The organism is Legionella norrlandica, from assembly GCF_000770585.1.
Taxonomy (GTDB): domain Bacteria; phylum Pseudomonadota; class Gammaproteobacteria; order Legionellales; family Legionellaceae; genus Legionella; species Legionella norrlandica.
Map to the genome: position 1 here is coordinate 1 of NZ_JNCF01000025.1, position 19,681 is coordinate 19,681.

Genomic DNA, 19,681 nt, shown 5'->3' on the forward strand with positions numbered 1-19,681 from the left:
GGCGCGGGGAATGAGTGATATCATCACCTAAAAAGCGCACTGAAAACACTCTCCTCCGATAAGGCCCGTCTACTCCTCTTGTCATATGTAAAGTGAGCATGTGGAAGCACACCACGTCTCCAGGTTCAATTTCCCATCCAATGATAGGGAATTTCTCGCGCGCCTCTTCAATTGCAGGCAACTCCTCCAAGCTTCCTTCAGGAAACCATTTGGCTTGATTGTCTAAAAAAGTTCTCGGCATTAACCAAGGACCCAAATGTGATCCAGCAATAAATTCCAGTGTTGAAGCTCGAGTAACTGGGTCGACAGGAATCCAAAAGCTGCAATTTTGCCTACCTTCGATATTATAATACGGCTGATCTTGATGCCAGGGAGTAATCTGGCGAGTTCCAGGTTCCTTTACCAACAAATGATCATGATATAATCTGACCGTCTGGCTTTGCATTATTTGTGCCGCCACTGTTCCCAAATTTGTATCAAAAATAATTTGTTGATAAAAAGGATTACTTTGCCAAGTACAAAAATCCTCAACAAAATATCCTGGATCATCTGGTTTGCTAGCTACTTTGGCGCGAGAACTTAAAGAAGATAAATTAAATTCTATTCCTTCTTTTAAAATAGCAATTTCATCAGCACTTAAAAATTGGCGAAGACAAACGGCCCCATCACGATTAAAATCATGGATAATTGTTTTCTCCACTTTATAGTTGGAAGCCGCTTTTTTAATATCAATCACATTTTCTCCAATACATCACGTAAATATTTCACTGGTTCAATAGCCATGGAATCTAATTGCTGCTTAGGAGCATTAGCGAAAGGAACTATAGCACGTTTAAATCCATGTTTTATAGCTTCTTTAATACGTTCCTGACCACATTGCACTGGCCTGATTTCACCCGCCAATCCTACCTCACCAAATATGATTGTTTCACTATCAAATACACGATTACGTAAACTGGAAACTACTGCTGCCAACAAAGCCAAATCGCTGCCAGTCTCAGTCACCTTGACTCCACCCACCACATTGATAAAAACATCTTGATCGTAAGTTGCAATACCGCCATGACGATGTAGAACCGCTAATAAGATTGCTAAGCGGTTATGTTCAAGTCCAGCAGTCACACGTTTTGCTTGCTGACTGTGAGATTCGTCAACTAAGGCCTGCACTTCAACCAACATAGGGCGAGATCCTTCCCAAGTCACCATCACCGCACTGCCTGGTGTTGGTTCTGGTTGACGAGATAAAAAAATGGCAGAAGGATTAGCAACCTCTTTCAATCCCCTGTCCGTCATAGCAAAAACGCCTAATTCATTGACTGCACCAAAACGATTTTTAATAGCACGAATAACTCTAAAACGACTATCGCTTTGCCCTTCAAAATAAAGTACGCTATCCACCATATGCTCCAAGACACGAGGGCCAGCTAACGTTCCCTCCTTAGTCACATGTCCAACCAAAAATACAGCCGTATTGGTCATTTTGGCATAGCGCACCAATTGCGCTGCCGATTCGCGAACCTGACTTACTCCACCTGGGGCAGAGCTTATTGATTCGGTAAATATTGTTTGCACTGAATCCACAACAATAATTTTTGGTTTTTCCTTTTGAGCTTGAGTAATGATGGATTCTACCTGGGTTTCTGCTAATAACCGCAAACCCGCCAAAGGCAATCCCAATCGTTGAGCACGCATAGCCACTTGTTGTAATGATTCCTCTCCTGTCACATACAACACAGTTTCCTGCGTAGATAAATTAGCCAAGGTTTGCAATAGCAAAGTTGACTTGCCAATCCCTGGATCCCCCCCAATCAAAACTACTGAACCATAAACCAAACCACCACCCAAAACTCTGTTTAGCTCAGACAAACCACAATCCATGCGCATTATCTTATCTATCACCACATCTTCAACTGCCGTGATAACTGAACGCTGATTAGCCCATTGTCCACTTCTTGAAGTTCGACTTTCTGGTACTATTCCTTCTTCAACAATAGAATTCCAAGCACCACATTGTATGCATTGTCCTGCCCATTGCTTAAAAACAGCCGCGCATTGATTACAAACAAATTGAATTTTTACTTTCATAATCTCTAAAGCGTTGTGATAAATAGTTTCAATAATAACTTGTGGTAAAAATATTTACCTTAATAATTTTAATCTGCAATAACAATAAGCTTATCCGCGCTAGATATGAAAAAATCATCCATTACATGGAATGGTAAAATATTTATTAATTTCCTTCTTCTCAAAATGACATTTTAGTCTTACCATTTGCCGAAGTGTTATTTTTATAAAAACAGAGGATAATTTTATGGCAAAGTTTAAAGCAAGCGATAAACCAGTTGAGGGTTTAACTGCACTTAAAAAATACATGGAAGAACAAACATTAAAGATGGAATCAGCTCCTAACAACGAAGAGCGGGATCAATTTCTCGTAGATACCCTAAGTGAATATAGCGAAAAAATGGGGTCACTCTCAACCATTTATAAAGAGGGCGACGAAGAAGTTGAAAAGCTCAAAGTGGAAGTTAGACAATTATATGAGCCATTAAGTGATCTTTTTAACCAAAAATATCCTCTAAAGCTTGTTGGCGAAGTACGGACAGATTTAGAAAAACAACGTAAGCGACGTGAAGTAGAACAGCTTAATCTTGAGCCATGCAAGCTCGAAAGTGAAGCGCAACGTTCACAACAATATGAAGGGACATTCAAGAAAATTGACGAGATTATTGAAAATCTGTCAATTAAAATAGCCGGTGTTGACAAGCATAAGTATAAAAAAGCATATGAGGTAGCTGATACACTGATAGCCAATTTATTAGAAGCTCGTGTTCAGTATGAAACAGACTTAAGAGAAAATAAAATTTCCTCAATACAAGCTAGGAACAATTTTAAATCAGCTTGTCAATTGGCCATTGATTCTGCTAAGCCAGTTTTAGAAAAAGATTTGGGCTGGGGTGATTACCTTAAGAATCTTATGAAATGTTTGGCTAATGCTGTGATTACCGTTGTTTCTCTGGGATTTTCCCGAGGTTTCTTCACCTATGCACGTTCAGAATCTATTCAAGCTGTCGAACAAGCTGAAAAGGATTTAGAACTTGAGCAAACAACTCCATCTTGTTGTAAATAATAACGCTTTAAATCTCTCCCATGCTCATTCTCCAACATCCCGCTGCTTATCAGCGGGATCCTGAGTGCTGCAGCTAAAATATTAGACCCTGCAGACAAGCAACAGGGTGTAGACTGGGATGTGATCAAGAGGTCACTGGGAGAGAACATGATATGCAATCACATGCCTTAATTTTAAATTAATTATCTTCGTAAAAAACACCATGTCTTAATATTTGCTCAGTAAAAATCTAATTGGAAATATTTCTTTTCAATTGATTGTTTTTGATTTAATTTACCTAAGGGATTATTTTATAATGAGAGGTCAAAATTATGCCTGCATTCCAAAAAGGACAAGATCCAGTTTCAGAACTGACTCAATTCAAAAAATACATGGAAGACCAAATAGCAAAAGCAAAAAGGTCCTCTAGTTTAATGGTGCAACTAAGATGTCTGGAAGATGCTCACGCTGAACACTTTGTAAAAATGGGTTCGCTCACTACAATTTACAAAGGTGGTAACCAAATTGTTGATAACCTAAAAGTTCAAATACGGACTTTATATGAAGAAATGATGAATTTAAAAGATAAGTATAACGAGGAAATTCAGAAACAAAACAAAAGTAAGCAAGATGCCTCTTTCAACCCCAAATTCTTTGCTTTAGGTAACATTAAAGCCGATGACAGTGAATTATTGGATTGGGATGAAGAGTTTTCACTCACCTGGTAAATATTGGACTTCATTCTCACAGCCGCACTCAACTAACAATCAGAGCCGAGGCTGTGAAGCAACATCCCTTTTAACACTTCCAGAACAAAAAAATCAAATCGCCTAAAATCTAGTATTTTGGAGTATCTTGGGTATAATCACTTCTTTTATAGCCTGGAAAACTGTTATGAGTAAAGGCATTCACTTCGAACAATCAATTACTGAGTTAGAAGAAATTGTCCTGCAATTGGAGAGAGGGGAACTCACTCTTGAAGAATCCCTGAAACAATTTGAAAAAGGAATTAGCATAGCAAGACGTTGCCAAAACGCACTAAATCAGGCGGAACAAAAAATTGAAACATTAACTGCTACTGGTTCCAATTTTGAATTTAACCCGGATGAACAAGCAAGTGATTGAGAATTATACTAAAAGACATGAACATTATCTCGAGCAATTACTCAATAAGACACTAATACCAGCTTCTAAAATTCGCTCCGCCCTGCATTATTCATTATTTTCTGGTGGTAAAAGAATTAGACCCCTTTTTGTTTATTTAGCTGGGGATTTAATCAATGTGAATCTGGAAATCCTGGATATTATTGCTGCAGCAATAGAGCTAACACATTGCTATTCCCTAATTCACGATGATCTCCCAGCTATGGACAATGACGACATACGACGAGGTAAACCTACCTGCCATAAAGCATTTGATGAAGCCACTGCCATATTGGTCGGCGATGGGATGCAAGCTTTGGCAATTGAAGTACTATTATCTCAATTACCTCCTATCCTCCCTGCATCACAAGCCGTTACTATTACACGGCTATTGGTGAATGCCAGCGGCATAAGTGGAATGGTCAGCGGTCAAAGTCTTGATCTATCTGAACTAATTAAATTCTCTGTTACTGAAGAGCAACTCAGAGAAATTCATTTATTAAAAACAGGGAAACTGATCCTAGCCTGTTTTGAAATGGTTCTGGCAGCACAGCATCTGGTTTCAGAACACACCAGAGCGGCACTGATAACTTACGGGAAACATATTGGCTTGGTATTTCAGATGCAAGATGACTATCTGGATCATTATGCCCCCACTCAAATTTTGGGAAAAGGGCGATCCTCCGACCAGGCTAATCAAAAAACAACCTTTGCCACTTTGTTTACCAAACAACAACTAGAAGACGAAATCGCGGTTCATTACCGAATTGCAAACGATGCTTTAGAGTTATTTGGTAGTAAAGCCACTGCTTTAATTGAGTTAACTAAACAATTGCAAAAACGCAGTAATTTGTCTTAATTTCATCTTAAGACCTTTTCACTAACTGCGAAACAGGGATCCAAGTCTCTGTACCTTGCTGCGTTTTATGCTGCTCTCCTTTCCAAGCTTGCCCATAAATTACCTCATAAGTTAATGGGTATTTCCCTGTACTAGTCTGCATTGTGGTATATCCGGCTTCAAATTGTTTCCATGCATTTTTACCGGTTAGACCTGGATTTCTTTGGGGATTAATATTTCTAACCCCTTGAGTTTTCAAAGCCCGTAATAGTTTTGGGAGCGTATCATAATGCACAGACAATAACTCCATGTCCATCACGGGGTCTAGAAAATGCTCTGACATGAGACAATCCCCAATATCATGCATATCAATAAATTCATTAACATGCGCATATCGATTCGCTTTAGCCCAGGCAGTTTTCAATTCTTTAAAGGTATCAGGACCTAAAGTAGTAAACATTAGGCACCCATTGACTCTCATCACACGATTCAGTTCTCGAAAAACATGGGCCAATGGGCTCCCCCAATGAATGACCTGATTAGCAAATACCAAATCAAATGTATTTGTTGCGAAAGGCATTTGTTTCATATTAGCAGCAACGAGTGGCCATTTACGTCGCCAGCTTTGTTTTTTCTTTGCTTGCTGCAGCATGGTAAATGACAAATCCAGACCGATGATCTGGCTTTGGGGTATAATAACGCCAGCTCTCTTGAAAATCCGCCAGGTCCACACCCCAAGTCGAGAATACGGTGAGGTGTAATTTTCAAATATTGCAACCGTTCAAACAAACGACTACCGATTTCTTGTTGTACCTTGGCAACACGCTCATATTCATCGGCGTATTTATTAAATGCCTTGCTTATTTCATTGTTGGCAGTCATTATAGCGACCAGGAAAGAATTAAATACAGGAAATCCAACTATCGTGCTCCAAAAGTTGTTGAGTATAACACAAAATTTACGCCTACCATCAATATGTGTCCTGTGTGAGCAGTTTCACAAAAGCCCATTTGCAATTTGCTCTTATTGTTTTGAATTCATCATGCCACTGGGAATTTCTTGTCAGTATTGCGCTTATCCTCTACCTGATGATGCCCATTTAATTTGCGGTCAATGTATTAAAAAAAGACCTAATTTTGATAATGCTTATGTCGCTTATCAATTCGAAGAACCTCTAAGAGGCCTCCTACACCAGTTTAAATATCATAATGGTCTTTACTTGGCTTCGTTTTTAAACCAACTACTTATCAATGCGATACCACCCAATGCCCCTAAGCCTGAGTGTCTTATTCCAGTGCCCATGCATCCCAAAAGATTAAAAATACGAGGCTTCAATCAAGCTGCCGTATTAAGCAAATTATTAGCTCGGCAATTAAAGATCCCTTATGATTTATATCGTTGCAAAAAAGTCATTAATACTGCTACGCAGGTGAGTCTTAGTGGGGAAGAAAGAAGAAAAAATTTAAAAAATGCATTTTATACACCACCACTTCCCTATGAACACGTAATGCTTGTCGACGATTTATTAACTACAGGCAGCACAGCCAATGAGTTAGCCTATACTCTAAAAAAAGCAGGGGTTAAAAGAGTCGATATCTGTTGTTGTGCGCGAACTGTAAATCACAATTAGAATCCTTATGACAAATACCGATTCAAATCATTCATTAACAAATGAACCAATAATACGCAAAATACAATGACCATCAAGCGATGCAACAATATTTCTAATGCCACTGAAACGGGTTTCCCTCGAATTTTCTCAATTAATGAATATAAAATGCTTCCTCCATCGAGACCTGGCACAGGAAATAGATTAACCAAAGCAACTGCCAGGCTTAAAGTGGCTATAAACAATAAAAAAACTATAATGCCTTGTGATAACGAAGCAATTGAGGCAGAAAAAATAGCCAAAGGACCCAATAAAATAGAGAAAGGGATAACCCCTGTAAATAATTGTTTCAATATCATTATAAAAAAATAAAAAATATGGGCTATTTCAAGGAATGCCTTCTGCATAGACTCGAAAACTGAAGGATAACGCTTTAAAACGGAACGAGCTGATAAGTCTGGTTTAATACCTATGCTATCCAGTAATGAACCATCCTTTGAAGTAAATTGTATCTGACTTAAATTGAGATTTGTTTTTTTTAATTCCTTATCAGGTTGCCTAAAAACAATTTCAACATCTTCTTGCCCCCAATGAATTACTAATTGCATACCAACTTCTTGCCAAGAACTAGTAGGATAGCCCTCAATAGCAACCCATCGATCCCCTGCATGAACACCGGCTTTTGCAGCAAGGCTATCTGGCTTTATGGATTGGATTTGGGGTAACTTATAATTAATGCCAATATAAAAAACCAATACTAAAGCAGTCCATGCCGTAATAAGATTGGCAATAGCGCCAGATAATAAAATCAAAATACGAATCCAGACTGGCTTTTTATCAAAACAATAGGGATTTTCCTTAGGATCAACTGGACTTATTCTTGAGTTAAGTAACTGAACATAGCCACCTAAAGGCCACATGGCCCAAACCCACTCACATCCACTTTGAGTTTGCCACTTAATTAATGGTTTGCCAAAACCAATAGAAATCTTACTAATTTTGATTCGAAACAGGCGTGCTACTAATGCATGACCTAACTCATGTATTCCTATCACTAATATTAAAGTGAGTATTATGGCTAAAAGGGCCATAATCATAATAACTCCTTAATTGCCCATAAGATTATGTCAGGTCGGTTTTTATCAACACAGTATTATATGTTTCAATACGGCAGGCTTACGTTATTTTAAAACGTACTCGCATATTAATCTATTTATTCGTATTATCAACAACTAATTGCAACATTGGCATCCCTCTTCTACCGGATAACTCATATCCTTTGCGATACACCTCAAAAATTCGATAAGCTTGGTTTGTTTCACTATCAACTAATTCCACCTCGTCGCCTTGCTCATCAACTAATGTGACAGTCAGATGAATCTCACGAAATCCGTCAACCCGATAACGTTCTTTAAATAATTTCAGAACCCTTTCCAGGCTCTCAACAGTCTCAGCAGCATTATGTTGACCTTGAAGGATAATGTCCATGTAAAGCTCCTTTTGAGATTATGTACTTTGTGCAACATGCGGCTATATATGTTGGCGGCAAAACTCAAAAGGACTTTAGAAATGATCACAATATTATAACCTGTCTTTTCTTCTCTATTCCCTTATGGGTCACAGTTCGAACTGTGTGATAATTTAACAATTTGAACTGAAAAATCTTAATGGAGTCGATAGGAAAACTATGCTGGGAAGCTATCGACGCCGATAGAAATGGAATGACTTCCCTTTTACTCTACAAATTTTATAATGAATCGTTTACAATTCTCCAATTAATCATCTAATAACTAAACAGATTCTAATTCTATGGTGTTTGTAGCTTGCGGTCTTAATCATAAAACTGCCCCAATTCAGGTGCGCGAAAAAGTCGCACTGCCGCCTGCTATGCAAGATTCTTTACTCAATAGCTTGCTTAATCTACCTGAAATTAATGAAGCAGCTATTCTATCTACATGTAACCGTACTGAAATCTACTGTGATACCAATGCTCCTGAAGTCCTCGGAAGCTGGTTAGCTCATGAACATCAACTGCCACAAGAACTGTTGTCTCCATTTCTGTATATCCATAAAGGGCATGAAGGAATCAAACACACCCTGCGTGTAGCCAGTGGATTAGATTCCATGATGATTGGCGAACCACAAATTCTTGGCCAAATGAAACAAGCCTACCAACAAGCATGCCGTCTTGGCACAATAAAAGCGCAATTACGGCCAGTATTCGAATATATTTTCAGAGCTTCAAAACGAATAAGAACCCGTAGCGGCATAGGAGCCAATCCTGTATCAATTGCTTATGCTGCAGTACAGTTGATTGGGCAATTTTTTAAAAATTACCATTCCTTAAGCGTCTTTTTAATTGGTTCTGGAGAAACTGCTTCTTTGGTAGCTAAATACTTACACCAACAAGGCGTTCATCGCTTTATGATAGCGAGCCGAACGCTGGAAAACGCCCAAAAACTGGCCGAAACCTTTGGGGGAAAAACTCTTTCTATTGGAGATATTCCTCAATATCTGCCATTAGCTGATGTCGTCATTTCCGCTACGGCATGTCCTCTGCCCTTCATTAATAAAAATCTTGTTGAACATGCCTTAGAACAAAGACATAATGCTCCAATGTTTCTACTGGATTTGGCTGTTCCTCGCGACATAGAGGAAAATGTAAATGAATTACGTGAGGTTCATCTCTATAATGTTGATGATTTACAATCTATGATAGAAAAAGGCATGGATGAAAGACGAAATGCCGCATTACAAGCAGAGCAATTAATAGAAAGTGAATTGGATAATTACATCCGATGGCATCGTTCTCTCCGAGCTAAAGACATTATTTGTGATTATCGTAATCAAATGCAAATCCTTGCTCAGGAAGAATTGCAACGCGCTTTTAAAAAAATTTCTACTGGCCAAAATCAACAGGATGTTTTAAGTGAATTCAGCGCGCGCTTAGTTAATAAGTTAACCCATTATCCGACCATAGGTTTAAGACAAATTGCCTGGGATGATAGAGAAGACTTACTTGCCCTGGCGCAATATCTCTTTAATACAAACGCAAATCAACCATCGTATGAAGAAATCTCTTGAGTTAAAACTGCAACAAATGCTGGAACGTTTTCAGGAAGTGGGACGCTTGCTATCTGAAGCATCCGTTATTGCTGATCAAAACCAATTTAAATCATTATCTAAAGAATATGCTCAGCTTGAACCAGTCTCCAAATCTTATGAAACTTATTTAGAAGCTAAAGATAACTTGGCTTCTCTACAAGAATTAGTAGCCGGTGATGATAAAGAATTAGCAACTATGGCGGAAGATGAGCTAGAAACCGTCAAAAAACAAGTCGAGGAATTAGATGAAGAATTACAATGGCATCTTATTCCTAAAGATCCTGATGATGAACGTGACGTCTATCTTGAAATCAGAGCTGGGACTGGTGGAGACGAAGCAGCCATCTTTGCCGGTGATCTTTATCGTATGTATAGCCGTTATGCCGAAAATCAGGGTTGGCAAATTGAATTAATTAGCGCCAGTTATGGTGAGCATGGTGGCTATAAAGAAATCATTGCTAGAATCAGTGGGAATGCCGTGTATTCCCAACTCAAATTTGAATCAGGAGCACACCGAGTGCAAAGAGTACCTGAAACAGAGTCTCAGGGTCGTGTGCACACTTCAGCATGTACCGTGGCGATTATGCCTGAAGTGGATGAAATTAATGACATTCAAATTAATCCTGATGATTTACGTATTGATACTTATCGTTCTTCAGGTGCAGGAGGGCAACACGTCAACAAAACAGATTCTGCCATCCGGATCACCCATATTCCCACGGGAGTAGTTGTAGAATGTCAGGATGAACGCTCTCAACATAAAAACCGTGCTAAAGCAATGTCACTTCTGAAAACAAGATTATTAGATGCTGAGCAAAGCAAACAAAAACAAGAGCAAGCAAAAACACGTAAATCACTTGTGGGTACTGGTGATCGTTCAGAACGAATTCGAACTTATAATTATCCTCAAGGCCGACTCACTGATCATCGTATTAACCTGACCCTCTATCAGCTGAACGATATCATGGAAGGCAATCTATCGATGGTAATTGAACCATTAAAACGTGAATACCATGCTGAATTGCTTGCTGATTTAGGTCGACATGATTAGTATTAGTTCTGCACTAGAAGAAGCCTTACAACAATTAAAAGAAAAGAATCCGGAAGCCCGATTAGAAGCGGAAGTCTTACTTTGCTATGTATTACATAAAAGCCGAGCCTATCTTTTCGCTCATCCTGATGCTTTAATTAACCATGAACAAATAGACCGATATTTACAAATGATTAAACAACGTTCCGAAGGCCTCCCTCTCGCTTATATTACAGGTCAACGTGAATTTTGGTCTCTACCGCTAAAAATAACAACTGATGTACTAATCCCCAGGCATGAAACTGAGCGACTGGTTGAATTAGCATTAGAATTATTACCTGACAAAAACCATATTTCTGTCCTGGATTTAGGAACAGGCAGTGGCGCTATTGCTTTGGCGCTGGCTAAAGAAAGACCCCGCTGGCATATTGATGCCTGTGATTTCAGCAAAGGCGCATTGGAGTTAGCTAGGGACAATGCCAAAGTACTGGGTATAAAAAATATTAACTTCTATCATTCCAACTGGTTTAACGAGATTCCACAAAAACAATATCATGCTATTGTTTCAAATCCCCCCTATATTGCAGAGGATGATCCTCATTTAAAAAAAGGAGATCTCCGCTTTGAACCTACTAGTGCTTTAGTCAGTAGTCAAGACGGATTAGCTGATCTACAATACATTATTGAACATAGCTGCAAATACCTTTTACCTAATGGTTTACTTTTGGTTGAGCATGGCTTTGAACAAAAAAACGCGATAAGCTCTATACTTAAGAAGTTGGGATATAAAAACATTCATTGTTGGCAAGATATTCAAGGACATGATAGGGTAAGTGGCGGATGGCGTCCCGACAGCATGACATAACCGGCCTTTATTAGGTTAATTTTTTATTGATGATATTAAAGTTTTTTGATATACGTAGCGATTTTGTATAAAACTCCGTTTCAATAGAGAATTAGGAACAGGGTTTAAAATGACAGGACAATTAATTGACAAAACCAAAGTGAGATTATACAACGTGAAAACCGACGCAATAGGAAATATGGGAATAGCGCCCTATCAAGAGACTGAGGGCGAGGAATATATGAATGAAAAACAACTGGCACATATTGAAAAAATATTGCTGGCATGGCGTCAATCTTTGATGGAAGAAGTGGACCGTACTGTGTCGCACATGAAAGATGAAGCGGCTAATTTTCCCGACCCTTCCGACAGAGCAAGCCAAGAAGAAGAATTCAGCCTTGAACTAAGAACTCGTGATCGGGAAAGAAAACTCATTAAGAAAATCGAAGATGCCTTAGAGCGGCTGCGGAATGAAGATTTTGGATATTGTGAGGCATGTGGTATTGAAATTGGCTTAAAGCGTCTGGAAGCAAGACCTACCGCTACCTTATGCATTGATTGCAAAACTTTATCTGAAATCAAGGAACGCCAAAATCAGGGATCTTGATGGATTCATGTATTAATGAAACAACCTCCCACAAGTGGGAAGAAGTAGTAAGTTTTTAGGTTGAGTATTTTGACTCAACCTATATGTCTCTTAAATTGTCCTGTGTACATCAGTAGTAAATTTGTAATTGCTCTTTAAGGATATTTTATGTCGTTTACCGATTACGGCTATCGATTAAATCAAATCCAAGAGGGTTCAGAGAAAAATTGGCTTTTTCTACCAGGCGGACCAGGTCTGGGCTCTGAATACTTAACTCATTTTTGTAGTAACTTAGCTATCCAAGGAACTGTAATTCTTGTTGATTTCCCTAAAGATGGAACTAACAAAGAAGGTCAACTTGATTTTACATTTTGGCAAAAAGGTCTCATTGCCTTATTGCAATCTTTTAATAATCCCATTTTGGTCACACATAGCTTTTCAGGCATGTTTGCCATGAATTTACCTGAAATTGAGAATCATCTTGGTGGGCTGATTTTAATGAATACAACAACATCCAACACCTTCTTTCAGCATGTTAGTGAGATGCGCCATAAGCATCATTTACCTGATTTGGTTCCCGCTGCAAGCCAATATCACTTAGATCCCTCTGATGAAACCTATAAAAAATTTTGGGACACCTATAAATATTATTGCTTTACCAAAGAAGAGCTGCCACTTGGCGAGCAAATGATGAATTTATTTGCTTATAATAATGACTCTTATCACTATGCCATTGAACATTTTTATCTTGATTTCCACTATAAATGGCATCCGCAAGCAATTCCGGCAATGACGATTGCCAGCGAGTTCGATTACATTTGTCCTCCAGCCATTTTTATCAAGGATAAGAACTTTCAATCAAAAAATATAATGAATAAGATGATTTACAATGCTGGCCATTGCCCTTGGATATTACACCTTGAGGAAGTCCAACAATGCTTTGATGAATTTTCAAGTATTATTCCGATTTAAGTTTGCTTTTTGTTCTTTAAAGCGACCTCAATATACTGTAAATATTTTGCTACTGCTCCTTTATTCCTTTCAAGAACTATAGCTGCATTCTTAATCATTTTCCGCTGAGACTCTTTGTCCTGATACATTTTTATAATTGCTTCAGTTAATTCATCAGCATTATTCACCAATTTAATTGCTTGAGCCTCATTAAGATCCCTACAAATAGTTTTAAAGTTATGAACTTGGTTACCGCTTAAAACAGGAATATTCATAGCAATAGGTTCTAGCACATTGTGCCCTCCAACCGACACAAGGCTGCCGCCAACAAAAGCAAAATCGCTAATTTGATAAAACCCTAACAGCTCACCCAAACTATCTAACACAACCACTTCATTCTCTCTGGAAATTGTGTCCAAATCACTACGATATCCTGTGTTAAATCCAGCTTGCACACTTAATTGATAGACTGTTTGGAATCGCTCCGGATGACGGGGTGCGATCAATAAAACAATTTCTGGAATCGCTTCCTGCAAACGACGTAACTGGGATAAAATCTGAGACTCTTCATTTTCATGAGTACTCGCAGCAATCACTACTACCCTGTCATCTCCCCAATGATCTTTTAACCCTTTGAATTTCTCAGCATTAATACTATTAATTTGTAAGTCAAATTTCATATTCCCTAATACATGAACCAAATCACAATGGGCACCCAAATCAATAAACCTTTGTGCATCTTCCTCGCTTTGTACCAAAAGGCCTGAGAATTGATTCAAAATGGGTTTAAATAAACATTTAAATTTCCGATATCCTTGCATAGAGCGCTCTGATAAACGTCCATTAACCAGAAACAATGCGACATTTGCAATATGAGCATAATGAACTAAATTGGGCCATAGCTCAGTTTCCATAATGACACCAATACGTGGCTTTATCTTTCTGAAAAATTGTTTAAGGATAAATGGTAAATCATAGGGCAAATATCTATGAATCACTTTATTACCAAAACGCGCCATTACTCGCTCCGAGCCAGTAGGGGTCATTGTAGTGACTAACACAGACCATTGCTTATCCAGCATAGCATCTATTAATGGCGTTGCTGCAATAACTTCTCCCAAAGAAACAGCATGAATCCATACGTCTATGGGCGTAATCTCTTTTAATCCTAAACAAAAGCGCTCTCCTATCCGCCGCCTATAGGATGGGAGCTTTCTACCCTTCCACCATAAGCGAAAAAATAAATAAGGAGTGAGTAAATACATTAAAAAAGAATATACCAAACGCATAAACTGAGCTCATATAAAAAGGCCCATTCTACCTGAATACTCTGAATGTTCGCCATCGCATTTGTAAAATTTTAAGAAATCCACAAGGGACCCTCTTCCGAAACTCGCTTCATCGAGTGAGGTGCGAGGAGACGCGGATTAGAAAATTCCAATTCACAAAATTCAATTGTGCAACAAAACCAGTCTCTTCAGGTAAGATGGAAGATATCTAAAACAGTTCTATGTATGATATGTTACAATCTTATATATGAGAACTCTGGAAACCGCAGGCAAGCGCTATGTCAGGCTATGGAGCAATCGACAATAAACTCTAAAATTTGTAGCTGATGTTAACAGGAACCCTTATAGGTAATTTCTAATAATGAACTTACGTGATTTTTTTATCATAACAACGTGGTGGGGGAAAATACTCGGGGCCATCTTCGGGTATTTATCTGCAGGACCATTAGGAGCCTTGTTTGGGATACTGGTTGGGAACTTTTTTGATAGAGGGCTAGTCAGCCATTTTTCCAACCCTCATTGGCTTTATCATGCAGAAAAACACAAAGCAGTACAAAAGATTTTCTTTGAGACTACCTTTTCCATCATGGACATGTTGCAAAAGCAGATGGCCGTGTTTCTGAACAAGAAATTAAAATGGCAAAATTGCTCATGAACGAAATGAGGTTGAGTAAGGAACAAAAAGAGTTGGCAAAAAGGCTATTTAACGAAGGAAAGCAACCGAATTTTAATGTCAGTTACGCCCTCCTGCAGTTGCAAAGAATTTGTAGAGATAATCGCGAACTATTAAAACTATTTGTAGATATTCAATATAAGGCTGCTCAAGTCGATGGATTAAATAATGACAAAATTCAAGCGCTGGACAATATATTCACTCATTTGGGATTTGCGCCATTACATAAACAATATCGTTTTTATGAAGATTTTGGCCATTACTTTAAACAAGAAAACCAAAAGCAATATTACCAACAATATCAACAAGAAAAGGCGTCTTCACCCAATGAGCAGCGTTACTATAAATCACAATCCCCTCCTAATCCTCTGGCCCATGCTTTCGCTTTACTTGAAGTACATCCGGATGCCAGTAAGCAAGAAGTTAGGAGAGCATACAGACGCTTATTGAGCCGCAACCACCCCGATAAATTAATTGCTCAAGGCTTACCTGAAGAAATGATCAAGCTGGCTAATGATAAAACCCACAAAATTATGAAAGCCTATGAATTGATCTGCACAACTAAAGGTTGGTAAACCAATTCAATGAACGATTACAAAATCCTTTAAGGCAGGTTTGAGCTTCGCCAAGCTCATCGTCAACCTACCTTTACAAAACTCTTAATTTTCTGAGAATTCTATACCCGCCTCATCCAGCATCTCACGTGCTTTTTCTGCCAGGATTTTATGTGCCAAGGCCGTCGGATGGACTAAATCAAAGAATAGATATCCATCACATACGTCTGTTCCCTTTCCAGGTTTCGCAGAAGCAACCATCTTCAAAACTGATGTCTTGGTAATTTCATCTACAACCAAATTGGCACAAGTGTCGGTAATATTTGTAAACCCATATTCAGGAGCATGATCCAAAACGTTGTTAAACTGACTGCTCATATCAAAGAATAACCATTCAACATCAGGGTAGGTTTGCTTAAATTGTTCTACTGTTTTAGCCACTGCTATATTATGCTGAATTGAAAAATAGGTCATTGCCTCTTTAGAATCAAACTCTATCGCGGCAGGAGTTCTGCCTAAATCTGGTATATTAAGGACTAGAATATGCTTCGCACCTTTTTCTACTAAACGCTGTATGCTATTAGCAATACCCAAATTAACATTTTTAAGTGTCTCTTCCACCTCACTAGGCATGCCCAAGTAGTTATTTGAGCCTATCCAAATAACAAAGAGGGTGTCAGGGCTAGCCTTATCCTGATGTGCTAATAAGTAAGTGTTAACTTCCCTCCTTAAAGTAAACAGTACTTCGTCATCATCCTCATCTATAGAAACCCCTGCTCCTCCAAATGCGTAATCTAGCAAATGAGAATTTGGATCATTAGGAAAGTAAGAAGCAATTAATCGTTCTATCCATACTGGTCCATTAGAGAAACGTCCTTCGAAATAAGGAGGAGATTGAGGAAGTTGGTATTTCATGTACTCATATAAATTGCCATTGTCAGATAAACTGTCGCCAAATACCACAATATTATGAAGTGGTGCAGCACTAACAATTCCCGAGAATAAAAAAGCACCCAAAGTTGCTAATAGTTTCATGAAACCCCTTAAAGTATAGATTCTTATATCATTAGGTTATATACGCCCCAAGAAACCACCTGAATCTGTTCACATTTCGCTATGTCTTGGACAAACTGCATTTACAAATACTGGAGTATAGAAATCAGGGCAGTTTGACCAGGTAGTCGAAATATCAACAACCCCTACAACTATCTTGGGTATATCGATTATATTATGAATCAAAATAATTTATCAATTTCTACCCCTTTCTATTTAGTTCATTGTGGCATATTAATTTTCTTATTGATCTAAAATATAAACGTTATTATAGTAAGGTTTTTTGAGGGATATAATTATGACTACATTTCAAAGGGAATTCTTGATTAATAGTTTGATGTATTTAGAAACTATCCTGTCTATAGATAACGAGTTGAATAAAGCAGTTCTTCATTTCACTCAAGGCAATTTTGATAGCCCTCGCTATCAATATAATTCGCGAATAAGTAATGCGGAAGAGTGGTCAGAAGATGATAAATTGAAATTCACATCGGCCCTGGCAGAGGCGATTGCTCGCACTTCTGAGCAGCACGAAAACTCAACAGAAAATATTACTCTACAAGCACAAGGAGCCAGGACAAAATTATTGGAAGATTACGTTCCCTTACTCACTGCTGATACCAATGCTGATAATAGATTAAAATCAGTAAAAGCAAATAGCCTCCGCATACGAAAAGGACTAATTGCGGAACTTAAAAGTGAAGTACCTAAGGAAAGTCAGTTCAACAATCCTTTAGTATTTTTTCCACTTGCTGCTGCAACAGTCACTGTAGCTACTGTCGCACTCTCTTTAGTGCTTAAGTAATATATATCCGCATTACTAAACGGGCTCTTTTGAGGTTTCCATCGAGCCCATATTAGCAGATGTATACCCCGCTGTATCAATCAATTTTTAGTTCAACATGGATACAACTCTGGCATTCCTCCAAGATTCAAGTTATGCACCCTGAACGATTAGCCACCAATTAGTGTTAAATTCAATTGACGACCACAAACCCACGCTTTAGTTAAATCTTTCATGACTTCTTTTGGCATCCCTTTAGGTAAAAAAACAGTGGAATGATCTTCATGAATTTTTAAACCCGTAATATATCGGCTCTGTAAACCGGCTTCATTAGCAATTGCACCTACAATATTTCCTGGTTTTACTCCATGTATCTTGCCAACATCGATGCGAAACAAGTCTTGGGCTATTTGTTCTTGATGACTTATTTTTCGGCCATCATTGAATTTTTTTCTTTCCCGGGCAAAGTCCTTTTTATCTGCGCGAAATCCTTTACGGTCCCCAGCAAAACCTTTTCTGTCTTCTTTAGCTCGAAAAGATCTATCAGAACCTTTTTCACCTATCCGAACACGCCCCTCTTTCGGCGCAGAAACAGATTTTGGCATGTTCAATTCTTTTTTCCATGGCATATCCTTATACAACAACAAAGCAAGCGCAGCAGCCACATCGACTGCTGAAATATCATTTTTCTTAATATATTCGTCCACAATTCGTTTATACGAGTGAATGTGTTCGTGGTGCAAACGGCTAGCAATATTGGATAGTAGCCTTTGTTGACGAGCAAGCTGAATCATATGATCATTGGGAACTTGCATCTTTTCAATTCGTTGTCGCGTATGGCGCTCAATACTGGAAATTAAGCGGCTCTCTTTAGGGGTTACAAACAAAACCGTGACACCAGAACGACCAGCTCTTCCGGTCCGGCCAATCCTATGAACATAGGTCTCATGATCATGAGGCATATCATAATTAATAACATGGGTCACACGTTCAACATCCAAACCGCGTGCTGCAACATCTGTAGCGACCAGTATATCAATAGCTCCTTGTTTAAACTGAGCAATAATTCGTTCACGCAAAGACTGGGTAATGTCACCATGGATAGCCATTGCTCTTAATCCATGCTCTTGCAATAATTCTGCAACTTCTTCTGTACTACTTTTAGTGCGCACAAATACTATGACACCTTGATAATCCTCTGCTTCTAGTACTCGAATTAAAGCATCCGGTTTTTGATGTACGGAGGCAAACAAGAAGCGTTGTTCTATGCTTTTTACAGTTGCTGTCTCCATCCGTATTTCTACTGAAGCAGGATTATTCAAGTAAGTATTAGCTATCTGGCGAATTCTCTGAGGCATAGTGGCTGAAAACAGTGCCATTTGTCTCTTCTCGGGTAATTTTTCGAGTATAGCTTCTACATCTTCTATAAAACCCATACGTAACATTTCATCGGCTTCATCCAGAATAAAAGTCCGTAAATTATTTAAAGATAAGCTGCCCCTACGTATGTGGTCCAGAATACGGCCCGGGGTTCCAACGACGATTTGTGCACAGCTACGTAATTGCTTCAATTGACGACCATACTCTTGTCCCCCACAGAGAACAGCCGTAGTTACATTAGGTTGATAAGTACTTAATAATTCAAATTGTTCTGCAACCTGGATTGCCAATTCGCGGGTAGGGGCTAAAATCAAAGCTTGAGTAGACTGTATGTCGGAAGACAAATTTTGCAAAATAGGTAAAGCAAAAGCGGCTGTTTTACCTGTGCCTGTTTGAGCAAGGGCTATCGCATCACGTCCTTGCAACATCAAAGGAATGGTTTGAGCCTGAATAGGTGATGGAGTGATAAACTTCATATCTTCTAATGCCTTGTTTAAAGCATTGGAAAGATTAAAAGCAGCGAAGTTTGTTATTTCTTGAGTCATACGGATCCTGAATAAAATAAAACGTCTTTCTGAAAAGGCTAAGTAATATAAAAAATGTTCATTATAATAACAAAATTAACAAGATGATGCACTATATTTATTAAAGCTCTTATGAAACCTCAACAAAATAGCAAGTAAAGGAATTGCAAACCGCAGATTCTCAGCAACTCCTGCCTCGAAAAGTATTC

The 19,681-nt window shown here is 38.5% G+C and carries 18 protein-coding genes and 2 pseudogenes; 12 read left to right on the forward strand and 8 right to left on the reverse strand.

Annotated features, from left to right (window positions below; all coding sequences use genetic code 11):
• Positions 1–727, reverse strand: a 727-nt coding sequence (locus tag OK13_RS07825) for a phytanoyl-CoA dioxygenase family protein (protein ID WP_420911423.1), incomplete at its 3' end; no start/stop codon positions are given.
• 5 nt (positions 728–732) lie between these two features.
• Positions 733–2,085 (reverse strand): DNA repair protein RadA, encoded by a 1,353-nt coding sequence (gene radA, locus OK13_RS07830; RefSeq protein WP_052117618.1) that lies wholly within the window; start codon positions 2,083–2,085, stop codon positions 733–735.
• Between the two features lie 226 nt (positions 2,086–2,311).
• Between radA and OK13_RS07835 the strand changes: the two genes are divergently transcribed.
• The 4 genes from OK13_RS07835 (at position 2,312) to OK13_RS07850 (ending at position 5,111) form a co-directional block, all read left to right on the forward strand.
• A complete protein-coding gene (locus OK13_RS07835; RefSeq protein ID WP_035889723.1) occupies positions 2,312–3,130 on the forward strand; it encodes a hypothetical protein in 819 nt (272 codons plus the stop codon).
• A gap of 311 nt (positions 3,131–3,441) precedes the next feature.
• Positions 3,442–3,837 (forward strand): hypothetical protein, encoded by a 396-nt coding sequence (locus tag OK13_RS07840; protein WP_035889725.1) that lies wholly within the window; start codon positions 3,442–3,444, stop codon positions 3,835–3,837.
• Between the two features lie 166 nt (positions 3,838–4,003).
• Positions 4,004–4,234 (forward strand): exodeoxyribonuclease VII small subunit, encoded by a 231-nt coding sequence (locus OK13_RS07845; protein WP_035889816.1) that lies wholly within the window; start codon positions 4,004–4,006, stop codon positions 4,232–4,234.
• Positions 4,215–5,111 carry a polyprenyl synthetase family protein gene (locus OK13_RS07850; RefSeq protein WP_081964900.1) on the forward strand — a complete coding sequence of 299 codons (897 nt, stop codon included), beginning with the start codon at positions 4,215–4,217 and terminating at the stop codon, positions 5,109–5,111. The genes OK13_RS07845 and OK13_RS07850 overlap by 20 nt, the downstream gene beginning before the upstream one ends.
• Positions 5,112–5,118: 7 nt before the next feature.
• On the opposite strand, the pseudogene bioC reads toward OK13_RS07850, so the two are convergent.
• Positions 5,119–5,972 (reverse strand): annotated as a pseudogene (bioC, locus tag OK13_RS07855) (malonyl-ACP O-methyltransferase BioC).
• 43 nt (positions 5,973–6,015) lie between these two features.
• Here bioC and OK13_RS07860 point away from each other — a divergent pair.
• Positions 6,016–6,720: a ComF family protein gene (locus tag OK13_RS07860; RefSeq protein WP_152571632.1), complete on the forward strand. Its 705-nt coding sequence runs from the start codon at positions 6,016–6,018 to the stop codon at positions 6,718–6,720.
• Positions 6,721–6,725: 5 nt separating this feature from the next.
• Here the strand turns inward: OK13_RS07860 and OK13_RS07865 are convergent, their stop codons facing one another.
• Both OK13_RS07865 and OK13_RS07870 read right to left on the reverse strand, forming a co-directional pair.
• Entirely contained in the window at positions 6,726–7,796 is a 1,071-nt protein-coding gene (locus OK13_RS07865) for a M50 family metallopeptidase (RefSeq protein ID WP_035889741.1), read from the reverse strand.
• A gap of 112 nt (positions 7,797–7,908) precedes the next feature.
• Complete coding sequence (locus tag OK13_RS07870) at positions 7,909–8,187, reverse strand: hypothetical protein (protein WP_035889747.1); 279 nt, start codon at positions 8,185–8,187, stop codon at positions 7,909–7,911.
• A 321-nt stretch (positions 8,188–8,508) separates the two neighbouring features.
• Here OK13_RS07870 and hemA point away from each other — a divergent pair, with 321 nt between their 5' ends.
• The 5 genes from hemA (at position 8,509) to OK13_RS07895 (ending at position 13,236) form a co-directional block, all read left to right on the forward strand.
• Entirely contained in the window at positions 8,509–9,783 is a 1,275-nt protein-coding gene (gene hemA / locus OK13_RS07875) for a glutamyl-tRNA reductase (RefSeq protein ID WP_035889750.1), read from the forward strand.
• A complete protein-coding gene (gene prfA / locus OK13_RS07880) occupies positions 9,767–10,855 on the forward strand; it encodes a peptide chain release factor 1 (protein WP_035889753.1) in 1,089 nt (362 codons plus the stop codon). Before hemA ends, prfA begins: the two co-directional genes overlap by 17 nt.
• Complete coding sequence (prmC, locus tag OK13_RS07885) at positions 10,848–11,699, forward strand: peptide chain release factor N(5)-glutamine methyltransferase (RefSeq protein ID WP_035889756.1); 852 nt, start codon at positions 10,848–10,850, stop codon at positions 11,697–11,699. Before prfA ends, prmC begins: the two co-directional genes overlap by 8 nt.
• Before the next feature lie 109 nt (positions 11,700–11,808).
• Positions 11,809–12,285, forward strand: a complete 477-nt coding sequence (dksA, locus tag OK13_RS07890) for an RNA polymerase-binding protein DksA (protein ID WP_035889757.1) — start codon at positions 11,809–11,811, stop codon at positions 12,283–12,285.
• A gap of 147 nt (positions 12,286–12,432) precedes the next feature.
• Positions 12,433–13,236 carry an alpha/beta fold hydrolase gene (locus OK13_RS07895; RefSeq protein ID WP_035889759.1) on the forward strand — a complete coding sequence of 268 codons (804 nt, stop codon included), beginning with the start codon at positions 12,433–12,435 and terminating at the stop codon, positions 13,234–13,236.
• On the opposite strand, the gene waaA is transcribed toward OK13_RS07895, so the two are convergent.
• A complete protein-coding gene (gene waaA / locus OK13_RS07900) occupies positions 13,233–14,504 on the reverse strand; it encodes a lipid IV(A) 3-deoxy-D-manno-octulosonic acid transferase (protein ID WP_035889761.1) in 1,272 nt (423 codons plus the stop codon). The genes OK13_RS07895 and waaA overlap by 4 nt on opposite strands.
• A gap of 361 nt (positions 14,505–14,865) precedes the next feature.
• Between waaA and djlA the strand changes: the two are divergent.
• Positions 14,866–15,752: pseudogene (djlA, locus tag OK13_RS07905) on the forward strand (co-chaperone DjlA).
• 84 nt (positions 15,753–15,836) lie between these two features.
• Here djlA and plaA read toward each other — a convergent pair.
• A complete protein-coding gene (gene plaA / locus OK13_RS07910) occupies positions 15,837–16,766 on the reverse strand; it encodes a GDSL family lysophospholipase PlaA (RefSeq protein WP_035889763.1) in 930 nt (309 codons plus the stop codon).
• A 316-nt stretch (positions 16,767–17,082) separates the two neighbouring features.
• Between plaA and OK13_RS07915 the strand changes: the two genes are divergently transcribed.
• Positions 17,083–17,589: a hypothetical protein gene (locus OK13_RS07915; RefSeq protein ID WP_035889764.1), complete on the forward strand. Its 507-nt coding sequence runs from the start codon at positions 17,083–17,085 to the stop codon at positions 17,587–17,589.
• 149 nt (positions 17,590–17,738) lie between these two features.
• Here the strand turns inward: OK13_RS07915 and OK13_RS07920 are convergent, their stop codons facing one another.
• Positions 17,739–19,493: a DEAD/DEAH box helicase gene (locus OK13_RS07920; protein ID WP_035889774.1), complete on the reverse strand. Its 1,755-nt coding sequence runs from the start codon at positions 19,491–19,493 to the stop codon at positions 17,739–17,741.
• Positions 19,494–19,681 lie beyond the last annotated feature (188 nt).

What these genes read in the sequence shown, in the direction of transcription:
- radA (WP_052117618.1), bottom strand. Translation starts at nt 2,085, where the DNA reads ATGAAAGTAAAAATTCAATTTGTTTGTAATCAATGCGCGGCTGTTTTT.
- OK13_RS07835 (WP_035889723.1), top strand. Translation starts at nt 2,312, where the DNA reads ATGGCAAAGTTTAAAGCAAGCGATAAACCAGTTGAGGGTTTAACTGCA.
- OK13_RS07840 (WP_035889725.1), top strand. Translation starts at nt 3,442, where the DNA reads ATGCCTGCATTCCAAAAAGGACAAGATCCAGTTTCAGAACTGACTCAA.
- OK13_RS07845 (WP_035889816.1), top strand. Translation starts at nt 4,004, where the DNA reads ATGAGTAAAGGCATTCACTTCGAACAATCAATTACTGAGTTAGAAGAA.
- OK13_RS07850 (WP_081964900.1), top strand. Translation starts at nt 4,215, where the DNA reads ATGAACAAGCAAGTGATTGAGAATTATACTAAAAGACATGAACATTAT.
- OK13_RS07865 (WP_035889741.1), bottom strand. Translation starts at nt 7,796, where the DNA reads ATGATTATGGCCCTTTTAGCCATAATACTCACTTTAATATTAGTGATA.
- OK13_RS07870 (WP_035889747.1), bottom strand. Translation starts at nt 8,187, where the DNA reads ATGGACATTATCCTTCAAGGTCAACATAATGCTGCTGAGACTGTTGAG.
- hemA (WP_035889750.1), top strand. Translation starts at nt 8,509, where the DNA reads ATGGTGTTTGTAGCTTGCGGTCTTAATCATAAAACTGCCCCAATTCAG.
- prfA (WP_035889753.1), top strand. Translation starts at nt 9,767, where the DNA reads ATGAAGAAATCTCTTGAGTTAAAACTGCAACAAATGCTGGAACGTTTT.
- prmC (WP_035889756.1), top strand. Translation starts at nt 10,848, where the DNA reads ATGATTAGTATTAGTTCTGCACTAGAAGAAGCCTTACAACAATTAAAA.
- dksA (WP_035889757.1), top strand. Translation starts at nt 11,809, where the DNA reads ATGACAGGACAATTAATTGACAAAACCAAAGTGAGATTATACAACGTG.
- OK13_RS07895 (WP_035889759.1), top strand. Translation starts at nt 12,433, where the DNA reads ATGTCGTTTACCGATTACGGCTATCGATTAAATCAAATCCAAGAGGGT.
- waaA (WP_035889761.1), bottom strand. Translation starts at nt 14,504, where the DNA reads ATGCGTTTGGTATATTCTTTTTTAATGTATTTACTCACTCCTTATTTA.
- plaA (WP_035889763.1), bottom strand. Translation starts at nt 16,766, where the DNA reads ATGAAACTATTAGCAACTTTGGGTGCTTTTTTATTCTCGGGAATTGTT.
- OK13_RS07915 (WP_035889764.1), top strand. Translation starts at nt 17,083, where the DNA reads ATGACTACATTTCAAAGGGAATTCTTGATTAATAGTTTGATGTATTTA.
- OK13_RS07920 (WP_035889774.1), bottom strand. Translation starts at nt 19,493, where the DNA reads ATGACTCAAGAAATAACAAACTTCGCTGCTTTTAATCTTTCCAATGCT.